19 protein-coding genes and 2 riboswitches are annotated in these 26,060 nt (G+C 67.7%); of the genes, 6 read left to right on the forward strand and 13 right to left on the reverse strand.

Annotated features, from left to right (window positions below; translation table 11 throughout):
• Nucleotides 1-2: 2 nt before the first annotated feature.
• Genes cobM through cbiE form a run of 3 tightly spaced genes read right to left on the reverse strand, consistent with a single transcriptional unit; the run spans nt 3 to nt 2,355 of the window.
• Nucleotides 3-788, reverse strand: a complete 786-nt coding sequence (gene cobM, locus U1763_RS01065) for a precorrin-4 C(11)-methyltransferase (RefSeq protein WP_332753731.1) — start codon at nt 786-788, stop codon at nt 3-5.
• Entirely contained in the window at nt 785-1,150 is a 366-nt protein-coding gene (locus U1763_RS01070) for a cobalamin biosynthesis protein (protein ID WP_332753732.1), read from the reverse strand. The genes cobM and U1763_RS01070 overlap by 4 nt, the downstream gene beginning before the upstream one ends.
• On the reverse strand, nt 1,147-2,355 hold the full coding sequence (cbiE, locus tag U1763_RS01075; RefSeq protein ID WP_332753733.1) for a precorrin-6y C5,15-methyltransferase (decarboxylating) subunit CbiE: 1,209 nt from the start codon (nt 2,353-2,355) through the stop codon (nt 1,147-1,149). Before cbiE ends, U1763_RS01070 begins: the two co-directional genes overlap by 4 nt.
• Between cbiE and U1763_RS01080 the strand changes: the two genes are divergently transcribed.
• Nucleotides 2,345-3,094: a cobalt-precorrin-6A reductase gene (locus U1763_RS01080; protein ID WP_332753734.1), complete on the forward strand. Its 750-nt coding sequence runs from the start codon at nt 2,345-2,347 to the stop codon at nt 3,092-3,094. The genes cbiE and U1763_RS01080 overlap by 11 nt on opposite strands.
• Here the strand turns inward: U1763_RS01080 and cobJ are convergent.
• The 10 genes from cobJ to U1763_RS01130 form a co-directional block, all read right to left on the reverse strand.
• Complete coding sequence (cobJ, locus tag U1763_RS01085) at nt 3,070-3,819, reverse strand: precorrin-3B C(17)-methyltransferase (protein ID WP_332753735.1); 750 nt, start codon at nt 3,817-3,819, stop codon at nt 3,070-3,072. The two genes, U1763_RS01080 and cobJ, sit on opposite strands and share 25 nt — an antisense overlap.
• Entirely contained in the window at nt 3,816-4,538 is a 723-nt protein-coding gene (cobI, locus tag U1763_RS01090; protein WP_332754387.1) for a precorrin-2 C(20)-methyltransferase, read from the reverse strand. Before cobI ends, cobJ begins: the two co-directional genes overlap by 4 nt.
• Nucleotides 4,538-5,167, reverse strand: a complete 630-nt coding sequence (locus U1763_RS01095; protein WP_332753736.1) for a precorrin-8X methylmutase — start codon at nt 5,165-5,167, stop codon at nt 4,538-4,540. Before U1763_RS01095 ends, cobI begins: the two co-directional genes overlap by 1 nt.
• Nucleotides 5,168-6,313, reverse strand: coding sequence for a precorrin-3B synthase (gene cobG, locus U1763_RS01100; RefSeq protein ID WP_332753737.1), 1,146 nt, complete (start codon nt 6,311-6,313; stop codon nt 5,168-5,170).
• Entirely contained in the window at nt 6,310-9,543 is a 3,234-nt protein-coding gene (gene cobN / locus U1763_RS01105) for a cobaltochelatase subunit CobN (protein ID WP_332753738.1), read from the reverse strand. Before cobN ends, cobG begins: the two co-directional genes overlap by 4 nt.
• A gap of 6 nt (nt 9,544-9,549) precedes the next feature.
• Entirely contained in the window at nt 9,550-10,587 is a 1,038-nt protein-coding gene (cobW, locus tag U1763_RS01110; RefSeq protein WP_332753739.1) for a cobalamin biosynthesis protein CobW, read from the reverse strand.
• Nucleotides 10,588-10,694: 107 nt separating this feature from the next.
• Nucleotides 10,695-10,906: riboswitch (cobalamin riboswitch) on the reverse strand.
• 53 nt (nt 10,907-10,959) lie between these two features.
• Complete coding sequence (locus tag U1763_RS01115; RefSeq protein WP_443026866.1) at nt 10,960-12,009, reverse strand: HoxN/HupN/NixA family nickel/cobalt transporter; 1,050 nt, start codon at nt 12,007-12,009, stop codon at nt 10,960-10,962.
• 182 nt (nt 12,010-12,191) lie between these two features.
• A riboswitch (cobalamin riboswitch) is annotated at nt 12,192-12,409 on the reverse strand.
• Between the two features lie 30 nt (nt 12,410-12,439).
• Entirely contained in the window at nt 12,440-13,576 is a 1,137-nt protein-coding gene (locus U1763_RS01120; protein WP_332753740.1) for a PepSY-associated TM helix domain-containing protein, read from the reverse strand.
• Nucleotides 13,576-15,597: a TonB-dependent receptor gene (locus U1763_RS01125; protein ID WP_332753741.1), complete on the reverse strand. Its 2,022-nt coding sequence runs from the start codon at nt 15,595-15,597 to the stop codon at nt 13,576-13,578. The genes U1763_RS01120 and U1763_RS01125 overlap by 1 nt, the downstream gene beginning before the upstream one ends.
• Nucleotides 15,598-15,727: 130 nt before the next feature.
• Nucleotides 15,728-16,219, reverse strand: a complete 492-nt coding sequence (locus tag U1763_RS01130) for a hypothetical protein (protein WP_332753742.1) — start codon at nt 16,217-16,219, stop codon at nt 15,728-15,730.
• Nucleotides 16,220-16,401: 182 nt separating this feature from the next.
• Here U1763_RS01130 and U1763_RS01135 point away from each other — a divergent pair, with 182 nt between their 5' ends.
• The 5 genes from U1763_RS01135 (at nt 16,402) to U1763_RS01155 (ending at nt 25,979) form a co-directional block, all read left to right on the forward strand.
• Nucleotides 16,402-18,468, forward strand: a complete 2,067-nt coding sequence (locus U1763_RS01135) for a catalase (RefSeq protein WP_332753743.1) — start codon at nt 16,402-16,404, stop codon at nt 18,466-18,468.
• Between the two features lie 170 nt (nt 18,469-18,638).
• Nucleotides 18,639-19,163, forward strand: coding sequence for a 2Fe-2S iron-sulfur cluster-binding protein (locus tag U1763_RS01140; RefSeq protein ID WP_332753744.1), 525 nt, complete (start codon nt 18,639-18,641; stop codon nt 19,161-19,163).
• A complete protein-coding gene (locus U1763_RS01145) occupies nt 19,160-20,146 on the forward strand; it encodes an FAD binding domain-containing protein (protein WP_332753745.1) in 987 nt (328 codons plus the stop codon). Before U1763_RS01140 ends, U1763_RS01145 begins: the two co-directional genes overlap by 4 nt.
• On the forward strand, nt 20,143-22,494 hold the full coding sequence (locus U1763_RS01150; RefSeq protein WP_332753746.1) for a xanthine dehydrogenase family protein molybdopterin-binding subunit: 2,352 nt from the start codon (nt 20,143-20,145) through the stop codon (nt 22,492-22,494). Before U1763_RS01145 ends, U1763_RS01150 begins: the two co-directional genes overlap by 4 nt.
• A gap of 158 nt (nt 22,495-22,652) precedes the next feature.
• The gene (locus tag U1763_RS01155; protein WP_332753747.1) at nt 22,653-25,979 is read left to right on the forward strand and encodes a hybrid sensor histidine kinase/response regulator; all 3,327 of its coding nucleotides are present in this window, start codon (nt 22,653-22,655) and stop codon (nt 25,977-25,979) included.
• Nucleotides 25,980-26,060: the final 81 nt, after the last annotated feature.

Here is a 26,060-nt window from a genome sequence, read left to right on the forward strand (position 1 = left end):
TGTCATATGTCGTGTCCTGCGAACTTCGAGTCCGCCGATTGCGGGCGGAAGCGGCGGTCATAGCCTGCTGCGTAGAGGCTGCTTTCGGCGAAGTCCTGCGCGGCGAGTGCTTGCCCGACGAGGATCAGCGCGGTGCGTTCGGGTTTGCCTGCAATCGCATCCGCAATCGTCGCCAGCGTGCCGCGCGCGATCTGCTGGTCGGGCCAGCTCGCGCGCCAGACGATCGCGATCGGGCACTCGGGACCGTAATGCGGCGTCAGGTCCGCCACGACCTGCGCGAGATTATGCACCGACAGATGGATCGCGAGCGTCGCACCGGTCGCGGCGAACGCGGTCAGCGTCTCGGCGGGCGGCATCGTGCTGGCACGACCGGGCGTACGCGTCAGCACCACCGACTGCGCGAGTTCGGGCAGCGTCAGTTCGACCTCCAGCGCGGCGGCGGCGGCGGCGAAGGCGGGCACGCCCGGCGTAATCGTGAACGGGATGTCGAGCGCACGCAGGCGGCGGAGCTGCTCGCCCATCGCCGACCAGATCGACAGGTCGCCCGAATGAAGCCGCGCGATGTCGTGGCCAGCATCGTGCGCGCTTTGGATCTCGGCGATGATGTCGTTGAGCGACAAGGGTGCCGTGTTGACGATCCGCGCGCCGGGCGGGCAGTGATCGAGCATCGCCGCTGGGATCAGCGACCCGGCGTAGAGGCAGACGGGCGATCCTGCGATCCGGTCGCGTCCTCGCAGCGTGAGCAGGTCGGGCGCGCCGGGGCCTGCGCCGATGAAGTGGACGGTCATGTGGCAGGTCCTTGAGCAATGGCGCAGGTCGCCATCCGGTCGGGGGAGATGTGGCGGGTGACGAGCAACCGCGCGCCGGAGCCGGCGGCGGCGAGCGCGCAGGCTTCGGCGACGCTGCCGGTCGCGCGCGCGGACAGGCTGGCGATCGACCGGGTCGGTGTCTGCTGTCCTTGCAGCGCGTCGGCCGATACCGCGATCGCGGGCAGGGCCATCGCCGCGGCAAGCTCCGCGACCAATGCGAGTTTGTCGTCCGGCGCCGCCAGCGCCGTGACCGGAGGGTGCCCCGCCTGCGCACTAGCAAGCGCGGCACGCAGCGCGGCGACGTCTGCGCCGCGGCGAAATCCGAAGCCGGCGACGATCACAGCACGACACTCCACTGCACGACCGGATAGCTCGCCCGCCAGCCCCGCCGCGTGCCGAGCGGGACGGTCTCGGACAGGTCGACGCGCAGGAGGCTGCCACCCTTTGTGGCGTGCCAGCGGGTGAGGAGCGCTTCGGACTCGAGCGTGACGGCGTTCGCGACTAGACGGGTACCGGACGCGCGCTCGGACCAGAGCCGTTCGAGCAGCGCGTCCGACAGTCCACCACCGATGAAGATTGCGTCCGGTGGGGGCTGACCTTCGCAGACGTCGGGCGCGCGGCCTTCGACCACCCGCAGGCGATCGACACCGAGGGCCGCGGCGTTGCCTTGGATGCGACCGGCGCGAACTGGATCGGCTTCGAACGCGATTGCGTGCATTGATGGATGGGCCAGCAGCCATTCGATGCCGATCGAGCCGGAGCCTGCGCCGATATCCCACAGCGTTTCGCCCGCCTTCGGCGCGAGCGCGGACAGCGTCAGCGCGCGGATCGGGCGCTTGGTGATCTGGCCGTCATGCTCGAACCACGCATCGGGCAGGCCGGACGTCCGCGGGAGAACTGCGCCGGTTCCTGCGAAGGCGATGCCGACTGCCACCGGGTGTGCGATGTCTTCGAATTTGGTGGCAGCGGCAACCATATCGCGGATCCTTTCACGGGGGCCACCGAGCGCTTCGAGGACATGCAATCGCGACCCGCCGAAGCCGAGTTCGGTCAGATACCGCGCCAGTGCGGCAACCGCTTCGCCGTCGCGGACCAGAACGAGGGCACGGCGGGTAGGGGCAATGTATCGACGCAGGCGTGCGAGCGGCGCTGCGTGTAGCCCGAGGCAGGCGGTGTCGTCGAGCGGCCAGCCGAGGCGTGCCGCGGCGAGGGCGAAGGTCGAGGGCACGGAGTACGCGATCCACTCGGTCGACGCGAGATGGCGGGTGACGGACGTGCCTGCGCCGAACCAGAACGGATCGCCGGAGACCAGCATGACGGTATTTCGGCCGCGGCGATCGAGCAGGCGGGGAATGCCCAAGTCGAACGGGACTGGCCACGGCACGACCTCGCCCGTAAGCTCGGGGAGGAGCGCCAGATGCCGGGTCGCGCCCGTCACCATCTCGGCATTCGCCAGCGCCGCCTTCGCCAAGGCGGACAGGCCGGCCGCACCGTCTTCGCCAATGCCGACGATCGTCAGCCAGGGAGTGTCAGCCATGTCGAACATCCTGGTGCTCGGAGGCACAACCGAGGCCAGTGCGCTTGCGGGCTTGCTGGCGGCGCGCGGGGATGCGGCGGTGCTGAGCTATGCCGGGCGTGTGGCAAGTCCGAAGGCGCAGCCGATCGCGGTACGCGTCGGTGGCTTCGGCGGCGTCGAGGGGCTGGTCACGTATCTGCGCGATCACCGCGTCACGCATCTGGTCGACGCGACGCACCCGTTCGCGGCGCGGATGAGCGCGAATGCCGTCGTTGCTGCGGCATGCGCGGGCGTTGCCCACATCGCCTTGACGCGGTCGGCTTGGGCCCCCGTTATGGGCGATCGATGGACGTGCGTGGCCGATATCGAAGCTGCGGTCGCGGCCCTGGTCGGCCCCGCGCGACGGGTCATGCTGGCGCTCGGGCGGATGCATGTCGACGCATTCGCGGTGCAGCCTCAGCATGACTATCTGCTGCGATTCGTCGATACGCCCGATCGTCCGCCGGGGTTGCCGCGGCATCATCTGGTGGTCGATCGCGGACCGTTCGATGTCGAGGGCGACCGGCGCTTGATGGCAACGCACGGGATCGAGGTCGTGGTCTGCAAGAATGCCGGCGGGTCGGGCGCGCAGGCCAAGCTGGGCGCGGCGCGTGCGCTCGGGCTGCCGGTGATCATGATCGATCGTCCCGTCCTGCCTGCGCGGTTGGAAGCGTATGCCGCGGAAGATGTGCTGCGCTGGCTCGATCATGGCGCCGACCGCGGCGTATAGAGGATCGGCCCGGCCGCACAGTCGATGATCCGCGTCAGGCTGGAGCCGATGATGACCATCGTCCGCATGTCGGCCATCTCCGCGCGGGCTTCGGGGAGCGGGACGATGCGGAGGGTCTCCTCAGGCGTGGAGACGGCGCGGGCAAACAGGACCGGGCGGTCGTCGCCACAGGTCTCGCGGAGGATCTCGAAGATGCGGACCAGTGCGTCGGGGCGAGCCTTCGATCGCGGGTTGTAGAAGGCGATCGCGAAGTCGGCCTCGGCAGCGAGACGCACGCGGCGTTCGATCAGCGGCCAGGGTTTCAGATTGTCCGATAGGTTGATCGCGCAGAAATCATGGCCGAGCGGCGCACCGGCACGCGCGCTCGCGGCAAGCATCGCGGTGATGCCGGGGAGCACGCGGAGGTCGAGTTCGCGCCATGCCTGCGGGCCTGCTTCTAGCGCTTCGAAGACCGCGGCCGCCATCGCAAACACACCGGGGTCGCCCGAGGAGACGACAACGACGCGGTGGCCTTGTGCCGTCAGTTGGAGCGCATGCGTGGCGCGATCGAGTTCGACGCGGTTGTCGGTCGGATGGAGCGTCAGGCCATCACGGGGCGCGATGCGAGCGACATACGGAATGTAGCCGATCACATCGGTCGCTTCGGCCAGCGCGGCGGTGACCTCGGGCGTCACCAGGTTCGGATCGCCCGGTCCGAGGCCTGCGATGGTGAGCCACCCGGTCATGGGCGACGCCCCTGGCCGTGGATTAACAGGATCGAGAAATAGGGCGTGATCGCGTCCGCTTCACAGAGCCGCGTGACGCGCTGATCGGCCATTGCGGCGTATTCCACCAGCCATGCCTCGGTTTCGCGCCCCGCAGCGGTGACGGCACGGCGGAGTTTGTCGAGGTGGCGACCGATCTTCATCACCACCAGCGCGTCGGTATCGCGGATGCGGCGGACCAGATCCTCCTCGGGGAGCGTGCCCATCAGGACCGTCAGCACATCGTCGCCCCACGTGATCGGCGCGCCGCTCGCAGTCCAGGCGCCGGACATGCCGGTGATGCCGGGCACGACCTGCACCGGCGCGATCGTCTGGAGGCGTGTGTAGAGGTGCATGAACGAGCCGTAGAAGAACGGGTCGCCTTCGCAGAGCACGACGATATCCTCGCCGTTGCGGGCCAGCGAGGCCAAATGTTCGATGCAGCCCTCGTAGAATACCGACAAGCAGTCGTTGTAGCGCGGATCGGAGACCGGAATCTCGGTAGTGACCGGGTATTCCATCGGGAACTCGATCACGTCGGCGCGAAGCATCCCGTCGACGATCTTCCGCGCCTGCCCGGCCCGACCTGCCTTGCGGAAATAGGCGACATGACGCGCGCCGCGAACAAGGCGATCCGAGCGGACGCTCATCAGGTCCTGCGCGCCAGGGCCTAGGCCTACGCCGTGGATCGTGCCGGGTATCACTCGGTACCGCTCGCTAGCGCGTTGATCGCCGCGACGGTTATCGCGCTGCCGCCCATCCGGCCTTCGACGACGACGCAGGGGACTGGCTGGTCGGTCCAAAGCGCCGCCTTCGATTCGACCGCGCCGACGAAGCCGACAGGGCAGCCGATTATCGCCGCCGGGCGCGGACAATCGGGGTCCTCGAGCATGTTGAGCAGGTGGAACAAGGCGGTGGGCGCATTGCCGATCGCCACGACCGCACCGGCGAGATGCGGGCGCCAGAGTTCGAGGGCGGCGGCCGATCGCGTGTTGCCCATCGTCCGGGCGAGCTCAGGCGTTTCGGGGGCGTGGAGCGTGCAGACGATGCGGTTATCGGCAGGCAATCTGGCGCGGGTGATGCCCTCGGTGACCATGCGTGCGTCGCAGAGGATTGGCGCGCCGGCCTGCAGCGCGCGCCGAGCCTCGACTGCGAATGTCGGCGAGAAGCGGAGGTGCTGGGCGAGGCCGACCAGTCCGGCGGCGTGGATCATGCGGACGGCGACCGGTTCTTCCTCGGGCGAGAAGCGGGCGAGGTCGGCTTCGGCGCGGATCATCGCGAAGGATTGGCGGTAGATCGCCGCGCCGTCGGTTTCATAGGCGTACGGCATTCAGGCGGCTCCAAAATGAGCGAGGATCTGCGCGGCGTCGAGGCCCGCGCAAGAGGGTGGCGCGCCGGCACGCGCGTCGAAGGCGAGGTCGTAGCGACCGTCGCGCCCGGTCAGCGTCACGTCGGCCAGAGCGGCGCGCGCGCATCCCTTGGCGCATCCGGAGACGTGGAGCCGACCGGCGATATGAGGGGCGAGCCGATAAGCGAGGTCACGGGTTTGGACGCTGGCCTGCGGACACGCCGGCGCGCCAACGCAGGCATCCACGCGGAGGATCGGCGCGGATGGATCGGTGATGAAGTCGGCCGGGTCGGGATACCCCGCGAGCGGCACATCCGTCTCGCAGATCGCCATGTGCCAAGGAGCCAGGCGGATCGCTTCAATCACGGTTTCGGCTTCGACGAAGCGGCTCAACGCGGTTGCTGCGACCCGACCGAATGGCAGGCCGAGCGCGATGCCGAACGGGTGCCCGCCGGGCTGGAGCCTGTACGCCGATGCCGCAGGGGGTATTCTGCCAACGGCCCAGTCCGGAAGCGGCGCGTCGTGTCGTGCCATGCGACCGCTCACCGCGCCGCCGCTCTCGACGAACCAGTGGGCCAGCGCGATCAGCTGGTCGACTTCGGTCCTGGAAGACAGCTGCGCACCGAGATCGCGACCGTCGGCGCGAAGGATCAGTTGGCCGGACGCGGCGCGTTCTATGCGGAAGTCCGCGGGCGCGTCTTGCAGCATCGGCGCAGCGCCTGCGTCGATCGAGAAACCGACTTTGCCGGGGAGGTCGGGCAGTTCGGACAAGCGAGCGCGCAATTCTTCGGCGATGCGGTAGGTGTCGTCGCCTGCGTGCCAGTCGGGTGCGACGAGGATGTTGGCACGGGTTTCATGGGTCGGATCGGGATCGATCAGGCCGAGATCGAGAAGCGCGTCGATCAGCGGGCGCCAACTGTCCTCGCGCACGCCGCGGATCTGGAGGTTGGCGCGGGTGGTGGCGTCGATCTGGCTGTTGCCGTGCTCCGTTGCCGCTTTGCACAGGCCGAGCACCTGAACGCGCGTCAGGCGACCGAGCGGAGGGCGAACGCGTACCAACAGACCGTCGCCAGCCATCATCGGGCGCCAGGCATCGGGGCACCAGCCTTTGACCTCGAATGCGCTCACGACGGCAAATCCAGGCGCGCGAGGATCGAGTTGCGGCGGGTCGGCCAGAGGTCCGCGGCATGGAGCGCCGCGAAACGGGCCTGCATCGCCGCGAGTGCGCCGGGGTTGGCTTCGGCGAGGAAGGCGTGGACGTCGTCGCGGCCTAGCGTCGCGTCGTAATAGAGGTCGATCAGTTCTGGGCGGACCGCGCTGGCCAGATGCGCGAAGGCGCCGAGGTGATCGAGCGTGGCGGCGATCTCGGCACCGCCGCGGAAGCCGTGGCGCATCATGCCGTCGACCCATGCAGGGTTGGCGGCGCGGGCATGGACGACGCGGGCGATCTCTTCCTTGAGTGGGCGGGCCTTGGCCTGGTTCTGGTCGCGGGCGTCGAGATGGTAGAGCGTGGCGCTCCCTCCGGCGACCGATTGCGCGGCGGCGAAGCCGGCTTCGTGCGCGGCATAGTCCGCGGCGAGAAGGAGGTCGGTTTCGGGCAGGTCCTGGACGTGGACGAAGGCATCGGCGGCAGCGACGCGGTCGCGAATGCCGGTCGGGTCGAAGCTGTCGACGCCGTCGTCGAGCGCGTGGCTGGAGGCAGATAGCCACGCGTTGCCAGCTTCGATTCGCGCTGCTGGCGTGTAGGTTTCGGCGGCGTCGCCCATGCTCAGGCCGTAGCGGCCGGGTTCGGGGCCGTAGACGCGAGCGCTGACCGCCTTGCCGACGAAGGGATTCCAGTCTTGCGGTTCGTCGCGTGCGGTAAGCGCGCGGACGGCTTGGCCGAACATCGTGCAGAGCGTCGGGAAGGCGTCGCGGAAAAGGCCGGATACGCGCAAGGTGACGTCGATGCGGGGGCGATCGAAGTTCGCCAGCGGCAGGATCTCGACGCCCGTGACGCGGTCGGACTGCGGGTCCCAGACGGGCTCTGCGCCGAGCAGGTGAAGCGCCATCGCGAACTCCTCGCCGGCTGTCCGCATCGTCGCGGAAGCCCAGAGATCGACGACGAGGTTGCGGGGGTAGTCGCCGTGGTCCTGCAAATGACGGCGGACTAACTCGTTGGCGAGTTTGACGCCTTGGGTGTGGGCGGCGCGCGAGGGGACTGCTCTGGGATCGGTGGTGTAGAGATTGCGGCCGGTCGGGAGGACGTCGGCGCGGCCTCGCCACGGGGAGCCGGAGGGGCCGGGTGCGACGCGTTTGCCCTGGAGAGCCGACAGCAATCCGGCGCGTTCGGCGTCGCCGTGCTCGCCGCGGCCGTAGATATGGAGGCCGTCGCCGTACTGGCTTTCCTTCACGTCGCACACGAACGTGTCGATGCGGGTGATCGCTTCCGACTGGGATTGCGCGTCGTCGAGGCCCAGCGTTGCGGCGAGGCCGGTGGCGGTGGCTTCGTCGCGGATGTCACGTTGCAGGCGGTCGCGGCGTGCGGGATCAAGGCCGTCCGCGTTGGAGAATTCGTCGAGCAAGGCTTCGAGGCGGCCGAGACCTGCGCCGGTACGGGTTCGTTCGAGCGGCGGCGGGACGTGGCCGAGTGTCACCGCACCGATGCGACGCTTGGCTTGGGCTGCTTCGCCGGGGTCGTTGACGATGAACGGGTAGATGACGGGCATCGCTCCGGTGAGCGCTTCGGGCCAGCAGGCGTCGGACAGCGCGACCGACTTGCCGGGGAGCCATTCGAGTGTGCCGTGCGCGCCGACATGGACCAGCGCATCGGTGCCGCGCGTGCGGAGCCACAGGTAGAAGGCGACATAGGCGTGGCAGGGGCAGCGCGAGAGGTCGTGATACTCCTCGGCGCGTTGCTCGGAGCGACCGCGTTCGGGCTGGAGGGCGACAAGCGCGCCGCCGTGGTCGATCGCGGTGAAAGCGAAATCTTCCGTTGGATCGCCCCAAGTTTCCCGGAGGTCCTTGCGGAGGGCATCGGGGAGATCCGTGAGGGCTTTGCGGTACTTGGCGAGCGGCCAGTGAACGCGCGAGGTAGCCAGATCGGCTGCGTCGGGCGTGATCGCGTAGCCGGCTTCGGTGAGGTCGGCGAGGATCGCTTGCGTGGAGGCGAGCGCGTCGAGGCCGACGGCGTGCGCTATCTGGTACGTCTTGCCGGGATAGGTCGATAGGACGATCGCGATGCGGTGGTCGGCGACGGGTTTGCTGGCGAGGTTCGTCCAGGCTTCGATCCGCGCGGCGATGGCGGTGATGCGTGCTGGGTCAGCGCGGTGTTCGCGGCGGGTGTATTCGAGGTCGCCGTCCCTCGCCGCGCATTCCTTGAAGCTGGCGACGCCGGCGAAGAGGCGGCCGTCCACTTCGGGAAGCACGACGTGCATGGCGAGGTCGGCGGGCGACAGGCCGCGGGTGGCGCCGGCCCAGGCTGCGCGGTCGGAGGTGGCCAGCGCGATCTGGAAGACGGGAACGTCCGCGCCGTCGAGCGGTGTGGTGTCGGTCGCGCCGCGAGCGGAGAACGCGGTGGCGTTGACGATCGCAGCGGGCTTCAGGGCTGCGACCCAGCGAGATAGCCAACCGGCTGCGTCTGGGCCTTTCAAGGACGGCGCGAAGAGGCCGACGACGTCGAAGCCTCGCGCGGTCAGTTCAGCGTGCAGGGCTTCGATCGGGTGGAGGTCTGCGGCGGTCAAATAGGAGCGGTAGAAGACGATCAGGATGCGGGGGCGTGTTGCGTTCAGGGCGAACGCGGCCGGGCATGTCACGCCGTCGTGCGGTTGCCAGCCGCCGACATCGGCGATCGCGCGGACGCCGGTGACGGGGCCGGCATAGCAGCCGGCGGCCAGCGCGAACTGGGCCAGCGCTGCTTGCGCCGCAACCGCACCGCCGGTGTCGCAGAGGTGGGTCAGGCGGCGGAGCGTCGACAGCGGGATCGTCGAGGCGGCGTCGAGGCGTGTGTCGATGCGGCCGTCCGCAGCGAGAACGGCGAGCGCGATGCCCTTTTCCCGCGAAAGGTTTTCGACCTGTTGCAGGCCATAGCTCCAGTAGGATCGTCCGCCGATCAGCCGGATCAGGATGCCTTTCGCGCCGGCCAATGTCTGCTCGACATAGGTATCGACCGACAGCGGGTGCTGGAGCGCGGTCAGGTTGGCGAGGCGCAGCGAGGGCAATCGGCTTCCGGCGGCGTCCGCACGTCTCCAGCCCGCGGCGAACGCGCCGAGGTCGCCATCGGAGAAGGACAGGACGACGAGGTCCGCAGGCGATTGGGCGAGGTCCTGCGGGACCGCGCTTTCCTCCAGTCCGTGGGTCTCGCGGAAGACGACGTGCATTGCGGCTCAGGCGTCCAGCGCGGCCTTGATGCGGGCCTCGTCGATGCGGTCGTGCTCGGCGATGACCACGAGTTGCGTGCGGCGGGGTTCGCCTGCGCGCCACGGGCGATCGTATTGCGTGCGGACACGCGCGCCGACAGCCTGGACGAGCAGGCGCATCGGCTTGCCGGTGACGGCTGCGTATCCCTTCACGCGAAGGATGTCGGCGCTGCGGGCGAGCGCCTCGATCTTCGCGGTCAGGTCGGCGGGGTCGGCGATCTCGCCCAGTTCGACGACGACGCTGTCGAAATCGTCATGCTCGTGATCGTCCTCGCCATCGTGATGCGAGGGGCGGCTGGCGATGTCGTCTTCGGCAGCGGCGTTGAGGCCGAGGATCACGCGGGGATCGATGATGCCATCGGTAAGGTCGATGACGGGGAGCGGCCGTGCGGACTCTGCGGCGATTACCGCGCGCGCCTTGGCGACGCCTTCGGGGCCGGCGAGATCGACCTTGGTCAGGAGCACGAGATCGGCGCAGGCGAGCTGGTCCTCGAACACCTCAGACAGGGGCGTTTCGTGATCGACGCTAGGGTCGGCGGCGCGCTGGGCGTCGAGCGCGGCGACGTCCGGCGCGAAGCGACCCGCGGCGACGGCCTCGGCATCGGCGAGCGCGATGACGCCGTCGACGGTGATGCGCGAGCGGATTGCGGGCCAGTCGAACGCCTTCAGCAATGGCTTGGGCAGCGCGAGGCCGGACGTCTCGATCAGGATGTGGTCGGGCCGTGGGTCGAGCGCGAGCAGGGTCTCGACGGTCGGGATGAAGTCGTCGGCGACGGTGCAGCAGATGCAGCCATTGGCCAGTTCGACGACGTTTTCGGCCGGGCAATCGGGGATCGCACAACCCTTGAGGATGTCACCGTCGATCCCCAGAGTGCCGAACTCGTTGACGACGACGGCGAGCCGGCGGCCGTTGGCGTTGCGGATCAGGTGGCTGATGAGCGTGGTCTTGCCGGCGCCCAGGAAGCCGGTGACGATGGTGACGGGGACCTTCGACAGGTCTGACATTGCTATTCTCCTCGACGTCTAAAGCACACGCACGCACGACCTTTCGGCCGCACGCGTTCGTCGCTCAGACGGAGTACCGTGCCGCGACCATCCCCTGGATCGTAGCAAGAGCGACCATAACGCTGGCAGGTCTCCTGGCTCGCGGGTCGAGGCTCGACGTACGCCTTCCCAGGTTTCCCCAGTGGCTGCCCTTGCGTGAAGGGCGTGTGCGTCTCGCTCACCGCTTACAGTTGCAGGGACAGCCGCGGCATTGGGAGGACTCCTCCCGCACCGCATTCCCATTCAAGCCCTTTCGGGCACCGGCGCGATCTATGAGGTTCGGTGCAACCGAGCCTCGGGGGTGGGTTAGAGGACTTTCCGCCACGCCGCCAGCTATCCGTGCACGACCTCGATCTGGTCGAAGCGCTTCCAGCGGTAGATGGCGAAGCTCAGGACCCAGCACAGCACGAACAGGCCGATGATCGCGAAGCCCAGGCCGTTGAAGTTCTCGCCGAGTGCGGCTGCCAGATCCCAGATGCCGCCCGTCAGGCCGAGCTTTGCGCCAAGCAGCGCGAGCGTCTCGATCCCGCCGATCGCTATCGCGACGATCGCGGAGATCAGCGTGATCGTGATGTTGTAGTAGAGCTTGCGGATCGGCTTCACGAACGCCCATTCATAGGCACCGAGCATGACGACGCCGTCCGCGGTGTCGACCAGCGCCATGCCGGTTGCGAACAGCACCGGGAGGACGAGGACGATGCCGATCGAGAGACCGTCGGCGGCTTGGCTCGCAGAAAGGCCCAGGATCGCGACCTCCGTGGCGGTGTCGAAGCCCAGCCCGAACAGGAAGCCGAGCGGGGCCATGTGCCAGCTGCGCGTAACGAGCCGGAACATTGGCCGGAACAGCCGCGCAAGCAGCCCGCGGTTGCCGAGCAGCAGGTCGAGATCCTCCTCGACATAGGTCCCGCCGCCGCGGACATGGCCGAAGGTGCGCCAGACCGATCGCAGGATGATCAGGTTCATCGCGGCGATCGTGAAGAGGAACAGCGCGGAGATCATCGTCGCGACCACGCCGCCGACCTGCTTGAACGCCTCGAACTGCGACAGCGCGCTGGCGGTGAGCGCGATCGCGACGGCGGCGATCAGCACGATCCCCGAATGGCCGATCGCGAACCAAAAGCCGACCGCGATCGGCCGCTGGCCGTCCTGCATGAGCTTGCGTGTCACGTTGTCGATCGCGGCGATGTGGTCCGCATCGACCGCGTGGCGCAGGCCGAGTCCCCAGGCGAGTAGCGCGGTGCCGAGCATCAGCGGCTGAGCGTGGAACAGCGAGAACGCCCAGCACCACGCTGCGATGTTGGCCACGATTAGCCCAATGAACATCCAGCCGATGCGCTTGCGTGTCGAAACTCGCGTCGGTCGCTCAATCGTTAAAGTCGTCATGCAATAGCCCCGCAGCGTCCGACGAGGACGGGGACCTGCCGCGAACGGCCGGGCCATGCGACGACCGGACGCCATGAGCGGCCGACGCACGACGCCGATGCGGCCCCCGCCACATGGTCGTCGCTCAGCCAGTGTCACGCAAGCGGCGTTCACCGTGCCTCGGTCACCCCCTGGACCGGGACAAGAGCGACCAGACGCCGGCAGGTCTCCTGGCTCGCGGGTCAAGGCTCGGCGCACCGCCTTCCCAGGCCTTTCGGCCCAGTGGCTGCCCTCGCGAAAAGGGCTCGTGCGCTTCGCTCGCCGCTTACAGTTGCAGGGACAGCCGCGGCATAGGACGGCGAACCGTCCGCACCGCATTCCCAATCAAGCCCTTCCGGGCACCGACGCGATCTAGCGAGCCACCGGTCGAACCGGCCGCTCGGGCGTTGTGCTAGCCGGGTTCGTGCCGGGTGCCAATCGCCCTTTGCGGGTGTCGCCGTCGTTGCCAGCGCAATAGTCCGGTCACGAACAGCGCGATCGGCACGATGCCGGCGATGAAGGCGAGGATGCGCCCTGCCAGCCCGAACGCCTCGCCGCCGTGCAGCGGGTGGAGCCAGTTCATCACGATGTCGCCGCGTGTCTTGGCGAGGCCGTCGCGGGTCGCGAGGATGGCGCCGGTATAAGGATCGAGCCAGACGTTGGTGCGCGGAAAGCGGCGGCTTGGCTCGCCGTCCTGCGCGAGATTGATCCGCGTGGTGCCGGTCGGTGAGGCGGGGGTTTCGATCCAGGCGAGTGCGGCACCTGGAAAGCGGTGCTCGGCGACAGTGACCAGCTGGTCGACGGGAAGGCGGTCTCCGTTCGGAAAGACCATCAGCGGCGGCATCTGATATAGCGGTGAGGCGCGGGCGATTACGGAGCGCGTCTGGTCGGGGAGGTCGAGCATCACCCCGGTCGCGGTGACGACGAGCAGCAGGATCGCGCCGGCCACGCCGATCAGCTTGTGCCAGTCGTACAGCCGCCGGATCGGGGCGGCGTCGCGCTTGAAGCGGAGCGCGCGCCACCAGCCGCCGGGGCGCGGCCACCACGCCCAGATCCCGCTGGCGATCATCAGCAGCATGACGATTCCTGCGATCCCCATGACGATGCCACCGGGTTTCTCCAGTAGCAGCCGGTAATGGAGGTCGTAGATCCAGGTGACGATGGTATCGCCCCAGAAGCCGGTGCGGATCGTCGTCAGCCGCACCGGGTCGATCCAGGCAAGCAGGGGCGCGAAGTCGCGACCGGTGGTTTCCTTGGGCTTATAATAGCGGACCGGGATCGCGCCGCCATCCGTCGTGACTTCGATCCGCCACGCGCCGGTGCGACCCGGATGCTCGCGGTGGAGCGTGTCGACGACCGATTGCCACGATACCGGCCGCGCACCGTTCGGTATCGCGCGCAACGTCGGGCTGAGCGCCGCGTCGATCTCCGGATAGAAGACGAGGATGCTGCCGGTCAGCCCGGCGAACGCGAACAGCGCGCCGATCGACAGCCCCAGCCAGAGGTGGATGCGCCGCACGATCACGCGCAGCGGTGGCCGGCGTGTCATCAGAGCGTCAACCGGACCGCACCGAACAGCGATCTTGGATCCGCCGGTGCGTGGAGCCGCTGCGTGCCGTCGTACCAGACATATTCGTACCGCGCGTTGGCAAGGTTCTTCAGTTGTGCGGAAATCTCGATCGTCGGCGTCAGCTTGTACGCCACCTCCGCGTTGAGCACGACGTAATCGCCGTAGCGTCCCTCGGTATTGGCGGGGTTGAGTTCGTAACTCGACTGGCCGTTGCCCCACGCCGACAGCCGGAGCTTCGAGTTGGGCGTGACGTCGAGCCCGCCCGAAAAGACGTTCTGCGGGACGTGGTCGATCGCATTCCCCGCCTGTGATGGGGTGGCCGGGTCGGGCGTGACGATCCGCGCGGTCTGGTGCGAATAGCTGCCCCAGAGCGTGACGGTGCGGACCGGTTTCAGGTCGAGCTGCAGATCGATGCCGCGGCGGCGCGTCCGGCCGAGATTGTCGACATCGCCCGACGGATCGTTCAGCCGCCGCTTCAGTTCGCCGCTCGCAGTCTGTTGCCACAGCGCGATGCGGGCTTCGAGCCAGCGGCCGCGGGTCAGCTTCAGGCCCGCCTCATAGCCTTCGTTGATCGAGGGCGCGACGTCGGTGGTCCTTGGTGGCACCAGATAGGCACCCGAGCCTGCACCGATCTGGAACGTCCGCCCGTAATTGGCATAGGCGGTGACGCCGGTCACGGGCGTGATCGCGACGCTCAGCTTGGGCTGGCTGATCGTGCCGTAATCGTTGATCGGCGCGGTCGTGCCCGCGAGGCGATTGGTGAAATCGCCGGCGACGCGGTCGAGCCGCCAGGCGGGCGTGATCTTGAGCCAGTCGGTCGGCTCGATCACCGCCTGGAGATAGGTGCCATAGACGGTCAGCCCGAAATCCTGATCGCGCGTCTGGCTGGATAGCGTGCGACGATCGGTCAGCCAGCGCAGGCTTTTGTTGTCCTGCACCTGCACGTCGCCGCCCGCCTCGATCATCAGTCCGTGGAGGAAATCGACCTGGGGATGATAATGCAGCGCGGCGGTCGCGCCATATTGCCATTCCTCGGTCAGGCGCCGCTGCTGCGGGACGCTCGTGGAAAAGCGGACATAGCGATCGTCGTGGAGGCTGCTGGCATAGCCCTTGGCGCTGAACGCAAGCGTGTCGGCGAGGTCGGAATCGAGATGCAGGCTGTATTGGCCGATCCTTCGCGTTCCGCCATCGGTGGCGGACACGGCGTAGGAGCGGGTGCGGTCGGTATAGGCGTCTGCGTCGGTCAGATAGCCGGGTTCGTCGGCGGTCGCGGTCGAGTAGCGGACGATCGCGCCCAGGCGGGTCGACCCGAAATCATAGAACCATTTGCCCGCCAGGTTGAGGCGGTCGAGATCGGCATGATCGCGATAGGCATCGGTCCGGCGGTATCCGACCAGGTAATTCTGACTGAACCCGCCGCGTTCGAGCCCGGCCGAGACCTGGCCGTCGACCGTCCCGAACGCGCCGCCGATCAGCCGCGCGTCGAGGTAATTTCCGCCGATCCGGGTCAGGATGTTGGCGCTGCCGGCGATCGCGTTCAGCCCCCAGCGCGGATCGGCGGTGCCGCGGACCAGCTCGATCGCGGCGATATCGAGCGGCGAGACCATGTCGATTCCGGTCATCCCGCCGGCATTGTCGTTGCTGGGAATGCCGTCGATCATCAGCTTGACCGCGTTGATCTCACCTTCGCCGTTGAACCCACGGATCGAGAAGCGGCCCGAGGTGGTACCCTGGTTGAAATCGGTCAGCACGACGCCGGGCAGCCGGGCGAACAGCTCCCATGTGTTGTCGACCGACTGGCGCTGCGCGATGTCGCCGCCGAGGATGTCGACCGACGTGAGGATCGTCTCGGTCGAGCGCGCCATGCTCCGCGCGGTGACGACGACCTCGCCGATCGTGAAGCGCGTGTCGGTGTCGGTAGGGGCGGGGGTAGGGGCGGTTGTCTGAGCGACGGCGGGAGGTGCGACGAGGCCGGCGGGAACGGCGAGGACGACGGCCATCGCTGCCCCGAATGGAGGCGGAGTACGAAACATATGCAGGAGCCTTCGACAGGCGCGCGACCGTGACGGCACGCGCCGGCAAATGTGGCGAGCCGCGTCCCCTCGGGACGGGCGGCTCGGGTCAGAGGGTCTAGAGGGCGATCGGTGGGCCGCGTAGAGGTGGGCGCAGATAGGACGCGCGGGCTGGCACCAACCGGCGGGCGGGGCGGATGCCGATCGCCATGACGAACGCGATCGCCGCCACCAGCAGCGTCGCGTCGACGCTCGCGAGCGCCTGCGCCGAGAGCCCCGAGAACGCGCAGGGCATCTCCATCTTGCCGTGGCTGGTGGAAGGATCGTGCTCCGGCATGGCATGGCCGGACATGACGTGATCGCCCATGACCATGTTCGGCGACGCAGCCATCGATGTGCCGGTTGACGACGGGCCGGTTGTCGACGTCCCGATCATCGACGGGGCAGCCATCGACGGAGCGACGCCCGAGCACAGGATGATCGCAACGCGGCCGCCTTCGCCGGAGATCATGTAGCCCGACGGCACCAGCAGCTTCATCGCGAGCACCGCCACGCACAGCCATCCCATCAGCAGCGGACGGGACAATATGAGGCGGCGCAAGGCGGACACCGCGTACCGGTAGACGGCATGCCCATTGCTGTCACTGTGACATCCTGTCCATGCAACCGGGCGGCGATCGGTGAGCCAGTCGGGGCGGGCAATAGGTCAGGAATTCTTTCGCGTGTGTGGACCCAGGCCAGCGAAGCGTTCGTTAACAACGCAGAACTCCGACTGATAAACAAGGATTTGCAATGAGCGACCCCGCAGAGCGCAATCCCGGCAATGGTGGTGAAACCCATCAGCGCGCCGGCGGCGACGTGCCCGTGCTCACGACCAACCACGGCGTGCCCGTTTCCGACAACCAGAACAGCCTTAAGTCCGGCGCGCGTGGTCCCACGCTGCTCGAGGATTTCGTGCTGCGCGAGAAGATCTTCCACTTCGATCACGAGCGGATCCCCGAGCGGATCGTCCACGCGCGTGGCTCGGGTGCGCATGGTTACTTCGAGGCGACCGACGACATCTCCGACCTGACCAAGGCGGCAGTGTTCAAGAAGGGAACCCGGACCGAACTGTTCACGCGCTTCTCGACGGTCGCCGGCGGTGCCGGTTCGGTCGACACCCCGCGCGACGTGCGTGGCTTCGCGGTGAAGTTCTACACCACCGAGGGCAATTGGGATCTTGTGGGCAACAACATCCCGGTGTTCTTCATTCAGGATGCGATCAAGTTCCCCGATCTGATCCATTCGGTGAAGATGGAGGCCGACCGCGCCTATCCGCAGGCGGGGTCAGCCCATGATACCTTCTGGGACTGGGCGTCGCTGACCCCGGAATCGACGCACATGCAGATGTGGGCGATGTCCGACCGCACGCTGCCGCGCTCGCTGCGGATGATGGAGGGCTTCGGCGTCCACACGTTCCAGCTCGTCAATGACGAGGGCAAGTCGAGCTTCGTGAAGTTCCACTGGAAGCCCAAGCTCGGGCTCCAGTCAACGATCTGGGACGAGACGCTCAAGTTGCAGGCCGCCGACAACGACTATCATCGTCGCGACCTGTGGGAAGCGATCGATACCGGCGACTTCCCCGAGTGGGAGCTGGGCATCCAGGTGTTCGACAAGGCATTCGCCGAAGCACAGCCTTATGACGTGCTCGATTCGACCAAGCTGATCCCCGAGGAGGACGTCCCCGTCCGGATCATCGGCCGGATGGTGCTCGACCGGAACGTCGATAATTTCTTCGCGGAGACCGAGCAGGTTGCGTTCCTGCCGACCAACATCGTGCCGGGGATCGATTTCTCGAACGATCCGCTGCTTCAGGGGCGGTTGTTCAGCTATCTCGATACGCAAAAGTCGCGTCTCGGGACGACCAACTTCCACCAGATCCCGGTCAACGCGCCGCGCAACGACGCGCAGAACTTCCAGCGCGATGGGATGATGCAGACCAAGGTGCCGAAGGGCCGGGCGAATTACGAGCCGAACAGCCTGTCAGTCGTGGGCGAGGATGGTGGTCCGCGCGAGTCGCCTAACGGCTTCGTGACGACGACTAACCCGACCGGGGCGGACGAGCAGGGCGAAAAGCTGCGGATGCGCGCCGAATTGTTCGGCGATCATTACAGCCAGGCGCGGCTGTTCTGGGTGTCGGCAACCGACAACGAGAAGGCGCACATCGCCTCGGCGTTCACGTTCGAACTGTCGAAGGTCGGCCTCGCGCACGTCCAGGAGCGCACCGTTGCGAACCTGCGCAACGTGAACGAAGAACTGGCATCGCGGGTTGCCGACGGTCTCGGGATCGACCTGCCGGCAGCTAACCCTGCCTTCCGCGAGCCGGTCGACATGAAGCCAAGCGACGCCCTGTCGATCCAGAAGTCGATGAAGGAGACGCTCGAGGGTCGTCAGGTCGGCATCTTGATCGCGGATGGCTCCGATGGCGCCGAGATCGATGCGGTCGTCAGCGCGGTCGAGGCAGCAGGCGGCAAGGCCGTGCTGGTCGCGCCAAAGGTCGGTGGCGCCAAGCTAGCCGACGGCAGCAAGAAGAAGGCGCACGGCCAGCTCGCGGGCAGCCCGTCGCAAATCTTCGACGCGGTCGCGGTGGTGCTCTCCGAGGACGGATGCAAGACGCTGCTCAAGGAAGGCGCCGCGGTTCAGTGGGTCATGGACGCCTTCGGGCATCTGAAGGCGGTTGCGGCCAACGCCGCGTCGAAGCCGTTGCTCGACAAGGCTGGCGTCGAGCCGGATGCCGGCGTCGTCGATCTCGGCAACATCGCGACCGCGGGCACGAAGCGCTATTGGGATCGCGAACCCAACGTCCGCACGCTGGCCTGATTGCCAACGTGACGGCTGACTAAGTGAAAAAGGACCGGGGTGCAGACCATGCGCCCCGGTCCTTTTTATTTGGCGGGGTCCGGCCGTCACGACCCTCAATCTATGGTGGTGGCACGCGGCTTCGGATAGACCGGCACGAACGAGAAAATACCAGAAGTCAGGAGATCGCGATGTCGATGATTATCAACGGCACGACGGCCGAACCGCCGGCCGATCCACGTGTCTCGCTGCTCGATTTCCTGCGCGAACATCTTGATCTGACGGGTACGAAGAAGGGCTGTAACCAGGGGGCGTGCGGCGCCTGCACCGTCCTCGTCGATGGTGAGCGGATCCTGTCCTGCCTTGCGCTGGCGGTCCAATATACCGGCCGGAGCATCACCACGATCGAAGGGCTCTCGACCGACGGCGCGCTGCATCCGTTGCAGCAGGCGTTCATCGATCATGACGGCTTCCAGTGCGGCTATTGCACGCCGGGGCAGATCTGTTCGGCGATCGGCATGGCGAACGAGGCCAAGCGGGGTTTGCCGAGTAACGTCACCGCCGACCTGTCCGCCTTCGTCACGCTGACGCGTGAGGAACTCCAGGAGCGGATGAGCGGCAATCTGTGTCGCTGCGGTGCGCATAACGGCATCATCGATGCGATCGCGCAGACCGTCGACGCGGATCGAACCGGTGTCGCGGAGGACGTGGCATGACGCCGTTCACCTACGCACGCGCCGACGGCATTGCCGATGCGATCACGCTCGGGGCTGACCCGGCCACGGCCTATCTTGGCGGCGGCACCAACCTGGTCGACCTGATGCGCGAGACGATCGCCCGGCCCGATCGCGTGATCGACGTCACCGGCCTGTCCGCCGAGATCGCCGAAACCGAGGACGGCGGGCTGTCGATCGGCGCCGCGGTCCGCAACACCGCGCTCGCCGAGCATCCGGTGGTACGCGAACGCTATCCCGTGCTGACGCGCGCGATCCTGGCGGGGGCGTCACCGCAGATCCGCAACATGGCGACGGTCGGCGGCAATTTGCTGCAACGCACACGGTGCACCTATTTCTACGATACCGACGGCTCGAACTGCAATAAGCGCCAGCCTGGGTCGGGGTGCGATGCGGCGGGCGGGTTCAATCGAATCCACGCGATCCTTGGCGCCTCGCCCGCCTGCGTCGCGACGCATCCTTCGGACATGTGCGTCGCGCTCACCGCGCTCGATGCGATCGTGCACATCGATGGCGTCGCAGGGGCGCGCACGCTGCCGTTCGCCGAGCTTCACCGCCTGCCCGGTGACCATCCCGACCGCGACACGGTGCTCGCACCTGGCGAACTGATCACCGCGATCACAGTGCCGCCGATGCCGTTCGCGACCAACTCGACCTACCGCAAAGTTCGCGACCGGGCGAGCTATGCGTTCGCGCTGGTTTCGGTGGCCGCTGCGTTGCGGATCGACGATGGCCGGGTAGGCAACGTGCGGATCGCGCTGGGCGGCGTCGCGCACAAGCCGTGGCGCGCGCTGAAGGCGGAAGCGATCCTCCGCGGTGCGGTACCGAGCGCGGCGCTGTTCCGCGAGGCGGCGCTGGCCGAACTGGCCGACGCGCATCCCCTGCGCGACAACGGCTTCAAGATCGAACTCGTCAAGCGGACGCTGGTCGCCGTGCTCGGCGATCTCGCAGGAGCAAGCGCATGAGCATCGTCGACAGCGTCAAGGGCGCAACGCAAGCCGTGGTGCAGGGCGCGATGGAGAAACTCGTGCCGCTGGCACCCGACAGCTGGATTCCAGGGGGCGTTCCCGATCCGTTGATCCGCCGCCAGCACGGGCTGATCGGGACGCCGGTGTCGCGTCTCGATGGCGCGGCCAAGGTGCAGGGTGCGGCGCGCTTTGCCGCCGAGGTGCCGCTGCCGGGGATGGTCTATGCCGCGCTGGCCTATGCGACGATCCCGCGCGGGCGGATTGCGCGGCTGGATACGGAAGCTGCCGAGGCCGCGACCGGCGTCGTGCTGGTGATGACGCATCGCAACGCGCCACGGATGAACCGGCCTGCGGTGTTCGGCTCGTCGCCGACCGCTGCCGGCCCCGCCGACCTGCCGATCATGCAGGACGACCGGATCCACTGGAACGGCCAGCCGATCGCGGTCGTCCTTGCCGAGACGCAGGAGCAGGCGGATCATGCCGCGTCGCTGATCGTCGCGGACTATGCCGCCGAACCGGCACTGACCTCGTTCGCCGAGGCCAAGGCCGCGGGGGCGGAACCCGGCGCGTTCATGGGACAGGCTTTGCAGGCAGAGGTCGGTGATGCGGAGGCGATGCTCAAGGCGGCACCGCACGCGGTCGATAACGTCTATCGGACGCCGCGCCACAACCACAATGCGATCGAACCGCACGCGTCGACGGTGGTCTGGGAGGGTGATCGACTGACGATCCACGATGCGAGCCAGCTGGTCACCGCGGAGGCCGCGACGATCGCCGACGTGTTCGATCTTGCCGCCGACCAGGTCCATGTCCTGTCGCCCTATGTCGGTGGCGGCTTTGGCGGAAAGTGCTTGTGGGATCACCAGATCCTCGGCGCGGCTGCGGCCAAGCTCGTGCAGCGGCCGGTGAGGATCGCGCTCAGTCGCGAGGGCGTCTACCGGATCGTCGGTGGCCGCACGCTGACCGAACAGCGGGTTGCGATCGGCGCTGCCGCCGATGGCCATTTCCAGGCAATGATCCACGCGGGCACGACCGCGACGACGCCGCACAACGACATGCCCGAGCCGTTCATCGTCGGCTCGAAATCGGGTTATGCGGCGGACAGCGTGAAACTGTCGGTCGAGGTCGTCCGGCTCAACATGCTCGCCAACACGTTCATGCGCGCGCCCGGCGAGTCGGTCGGCACCTTCGCGCTCGAATCCGGCATCGACGAACTTGCGGTAGAACTCGGTATCGATCCGATCGACCTCCGCATCCGCAACGAACCGGACACCGATCCGCTTTCGGGGCTGCCCTTCTCGTCGCGGCATGTCGTCGAGGCTTGGCGTGCCGGCGCGGAGAAATTCGGTTGGGACCAGCGGTCGTCCGAGCCGGGCCTGCGCCGCGACGGCGAGTGGCTGATCGGGATGGGCTGCGCGACCGCCACCTATCCCTATTACCGGATGCCGGGTGCTGCGGCGCGGATCACGCTGTCGGCACCGGGGACGGGGGCCGCGACCGCGATCGCGATCGTCGAAGTGTCCGCGCAGGAAATGGGGATGGGCACCGCGACGACCACGGCGATGGTCGCGGCCGAGCGGCTCGCGCTGCCGATGGACGCGGTCGAGGTGCGCTATGGCGATTCGATCATTCCCGGCGCGATCCTCGCCGGCGGATCGCAGCAGACCGCGGCGATTGGTGCGGCGGTGATCGCCGCGCACAATGCGCTGGTAAGTGAGCTGCTCAAGCTTGCCGGGAACGACTCCCCGCTTGCCGGGCTGTCGGTGGACGAGGTTGGCAGCGACGATGCGGGCCTCGCCAAGCTCGACGATCCCACGCGCCGCGAGAGCTATGCGTCGATCCTGGGTCGGGCGCAGCGGGACAGCGTGACGGTCACTGAAGAAGCGTCGCAGCCGCTCGAAATGATGCACTGGTCGATGCATTCCTATGGCGCGATGTTCTGCGAGGTGCGCGTCAACAGCGTCACCGGCGAGACGCGCGTCAGCCGCTTTCTGGGCTCGTTCGACACCGGGCGTATCCTCAACCCCAAGACGGCGCGCAGCCAGTTCCGCGGCGGGATCATCATGGGGCTCGGCATGGCGCTGATGGAGGAGACGCAGTTCGACGAGCGCAACGGCCGGATCATGAACCCGAGCCTCGCCGAATATCATGTGCCGGTGCATCTCGACGTGCCCGAGATCGATGTGATCTGGACCGACATCGCCGACCCGCACACGCCGATGGGCGCGCACGGGATCGGCGAGATCGGCATCACCGGCGTCGCCGCGGCGGTCGCCAATGCGGTCTACAATGCCTGCGGCAAACGCGTTCGCGACCTGCCGATCACGCTCGACAAGCTGCTCTAGCTTCTCACCTGCGTATCCTCCTCCTGGCGGGAGGATCGAGGCGAGCGACAACCACTCGGTTTACGCCGCGTGGCTGTCGCCGACCGCGCGGATCGGCGCTATGTCTGGCGTGACACTGCGCTTCGGCGCCAGACCGGAGCGCGTCCATCACCCGACCGATGATCATCCTCGCCATTCTCGGTTATGGCGCGCTGCTGTTCGGGATTGCGTGGGTGGTCGATCGGCGCGGGCTGTCGCAGCGGCTAGGGCGGATCGCGTACCCGTTGTCGCTGGCGGTCTATTGCAGCAGCTGGACGTTCTTCGGCGGGGTCGGGACTGCGGCGACGCGGGGGTGGGATTACCTCGCCATCTATCTCGGGCCGGCGCTCGTGTTCCTGCTCGCGCCGAAGTTTCTCGCGCGGCTGGTTAGGCTGGCACGCGAGGAGGGGTCGAGTTCGATCTCCGACTTCATTTCGGCGCGCTATGGCCGCAGTCGAGGCACCGCGGCGATCGTCGCGGGGACGGCGTTGCTCGCGTCGGTGCCGTATATCGCGCTCCAGTTGCGGTCGGTGACGCTGAGCTTCGGCGCGATCGCCGGAGTCGGCAGCTCAGCGGAGGTCGGCTTGCTGGTCGCGTTGCTGCTCGCGGTCTTCGCGATTGTGTTCGGCGCGCGCCGGTACGAGGTCTCCGGGCGCAACCCTGGCGTGGTCGCGGCCATCGCGGCGGAGTCGCTGATCAAGCTGCTGTGCTTCGTCGTCCTCGGAGTGGTGACCGTGATGCTGCTCGTCGACGTACCGGCTGAGACACTGGCACCGTCACTAGCGCGGCTGCAGTCCGGCTTCACCTGGGGCGCGCTGACGTCCGATTTCTGGGTGCGGACGCTGCTGTCGGCGTTGGCGATCCTGTGTCTGCCACGGCAATTCTATGTCGGCGTGATCGAGGCGCGCGGGCCCGACGCGGTCGCCCGGGCACGTGGCCCGTTCATCGCGTACATGGTGGTGATCTCGCTGCTCGTGCTGCCGCTGGCGCTCGCGGGGATGACGCTGTTGCCGTGGGATGCCGAGCCCGATCTTTACGTGCTGGCAGTGCCGTTGCAGCAGGGGCATCACCTCGTCGCGCTGATCGCATTTCTCGGCGGCTTCTCGGCGGCGACGGCGATGGTGGTGGTCGAGACGATCGCGCTGTCGACGATGGCGACCAACGACCTGCTCGCGCCGCTGCTGCTCCGGCGGCACGGCGAGGCGGGCGAAGGCGAGCTGGGGCGGCGGATGCTGCGCGTGCGGCGCGTCATCATCGCGGCGATCGTCGCGGTCGCGCTGGTGTACGGCCGCAGCCTCGGTGCGGACCTGCCGCTCGCGTCGATCGGGCTGATCGCGTTCGCGGGCGTCGCGCAGTTCGCGCCTGCGCTGATCGCGAGCGTCGGGTGGAACTTCGCCAACCACACCGCCGCGCGCGCGGGGCTGGTAGGCGGCGTGATCGTCTGGATCTACTGCCTGTTGCTGCCGTCGATCGGCGAGGGTGTCGGCCCGGCGCTGGCGCAGTTCACGCGCGGGTGGCTCGATCCCGATGCGTTGCTCGGCTGGCGGATCGGTTCGCCTTTGGTCAACGGCACGGTGTGGAGCCTCGGCGTCAACGTTGCGCTGATGGCCGGGCTGCATGTGCGCGAGAGGCATCGGGGGAATGCGGCGCTCGATCACGTCACGACACTCGGCGAATTGCGGATGCTGGTCGCGCGGTTCGTCGGCGATGGCGAGGCGGAGGCGATCGGTGTGGCGTCACCCGATCTGCGCGCGCCTATCGACGGTCCCGCCGCACGTACTGCCGAGCGGCTGATCGCGGGCGTGATCGGCGCACCGTCGGCGCGGAAGATCGTCGCGTCGAGCATTGCCGGGTCGGCGATCGACGTCAGCGACGTGGTCCGCCTGCTCGACCAGCGCGGGCGCTCGCTGCGGTTTTCGCGCACGCTGTTGTCTGCGACCTTGGAGACGATCGATCCGGGCGTCAGCGTGATCGACGCGGACCTGCGGCTGGTCGCGTGGAATCCGCGTTACGTCGAGATGTTCGACTATCCCGAGGGCTATGTCGTGGTCGGGCGCGCGATCGCCGATCTAATCCGCTACAATGCCGAGCGCGAGGGCATCGCGGGTGATATCGCGGCGCATGTCGGTCGGCGGGTGGCGCATCTCGCGCGCGGCACGCCGCATAGTTTCGAGCGGCAGCGGCCGTCTGGGCGCTGGATCAAGATGGTCGGGCGGCCGATGCCGGGTGGCGGGTACGTCCAGAGCTTCACCGACATCACGGCGGAGAAGGAGGCGCAGGCCGATCTCGAGGCGCGGGTCGCGGCACGGACGCAGGATCTTGCGCGGTCGAACCATATGCTCGGCGAGGCGCGCGCGATTGCCGAGACCGCGACGCGCGACAAGACGCGGTTCCTGGCGGCGGCGAGCCATGATTTGTTGCAGCCGCTGCATGCGGCGCGGCTGTTCTGCGCGGCGCTTGCCGAGGACAGGGCGCCACATCAGGCTGAGCTAGTGCGCGCGATCGATGGCGCGATCGGGTCTGCGGACACGTTGCTGCGCGCGCTGCTTGACGTGTCGCGGCTCGATGCGGGGGGCGTGGTGCCGAAGGTCGAGCGGTTTGCACTTGGGACGCTGATCGAGGAACTGGCGGTGCAGTTCCGGCCGCTGGCGGGCGAGCGCGGGCTGGTGCTGGCGGCGCATCCCGGCGCGTTCAGCGTGGCGACGGATCGGTCGTTGTTGCGCTCGATATTGCAGAATTTCCTGTCGAATGCGGTGCGCTATTCGGCGGATGGGCGGATCTGGATCGGGGCGCGGCGCAGAGGTGATGACGTACTGATCGAGGTGCGTGATGCTGGGCCGGGGATTGCGGCTGGGGACCGCGAGCGGATCTTCGAGGAGTTCGAGCGGCTGGAAAGCAAGGGGAGCGCGGGCGGCGGGGTCGGGCTCGGGCTGGCGATCGTCCGCCGGACTGCGCGGTTGCTCGGGGTGGCGGTGGAGTTGCGGTCGGAACTGGGGCGGGGGACGACGTTTGCGGTGCGGGTGCCGCTGGCGCCGGCGGGGTTGGACGTGGCGTTGCCGACGCCCTCCGCGACGCGTGCGCTGGTGCCGGGGTTGCGGGTGCTGTGTCTCGATAATGATGCGACGATTCTGGCGGCGCTCAATGCGGCGTTGCGGGCGCGGCGGTGTGTGCCGTTGCTGGCTGCGACGATCGCCGAGGCGATGGAACTGGCGGCGGACGAGGAGCCTGACGTGGCGCTGGTCGACTTCCATCTGGATGAAGTGGAGGACGGACTGGATGTGGTTGCACGGTTGCGGGCGATGGAGCCGGCGCCGGCGATTGCGCTGGTGACGGCGGATCGTGCGGTGGCAGAGGATGTGCGGTGTGTTGGGCTTGTCGTGTTGACTAAGCCGGTGGTGCCGGCGGATTTGTGGCGGTTTATCGAGGATGCGTCTGCGGCCGCGGCGCTGGGGGGTGAGGTTCCTTGATCCTCCCCCGCAAGGGGGAGGTGGCTGGCTCTTGCCAGACGGAGGGGGAGGATAGGGGAACTGCGGTTGCGTGTTCCTCCC

Source organism: Sphingomonas sorbitolis, from assembly GCF_036663875.1.
GTDB lineage: Bacteria > Pseudomonadota > Alphaproteobacteria > Sphingomonadales > Sphingomonadaceae > Sphingomonas.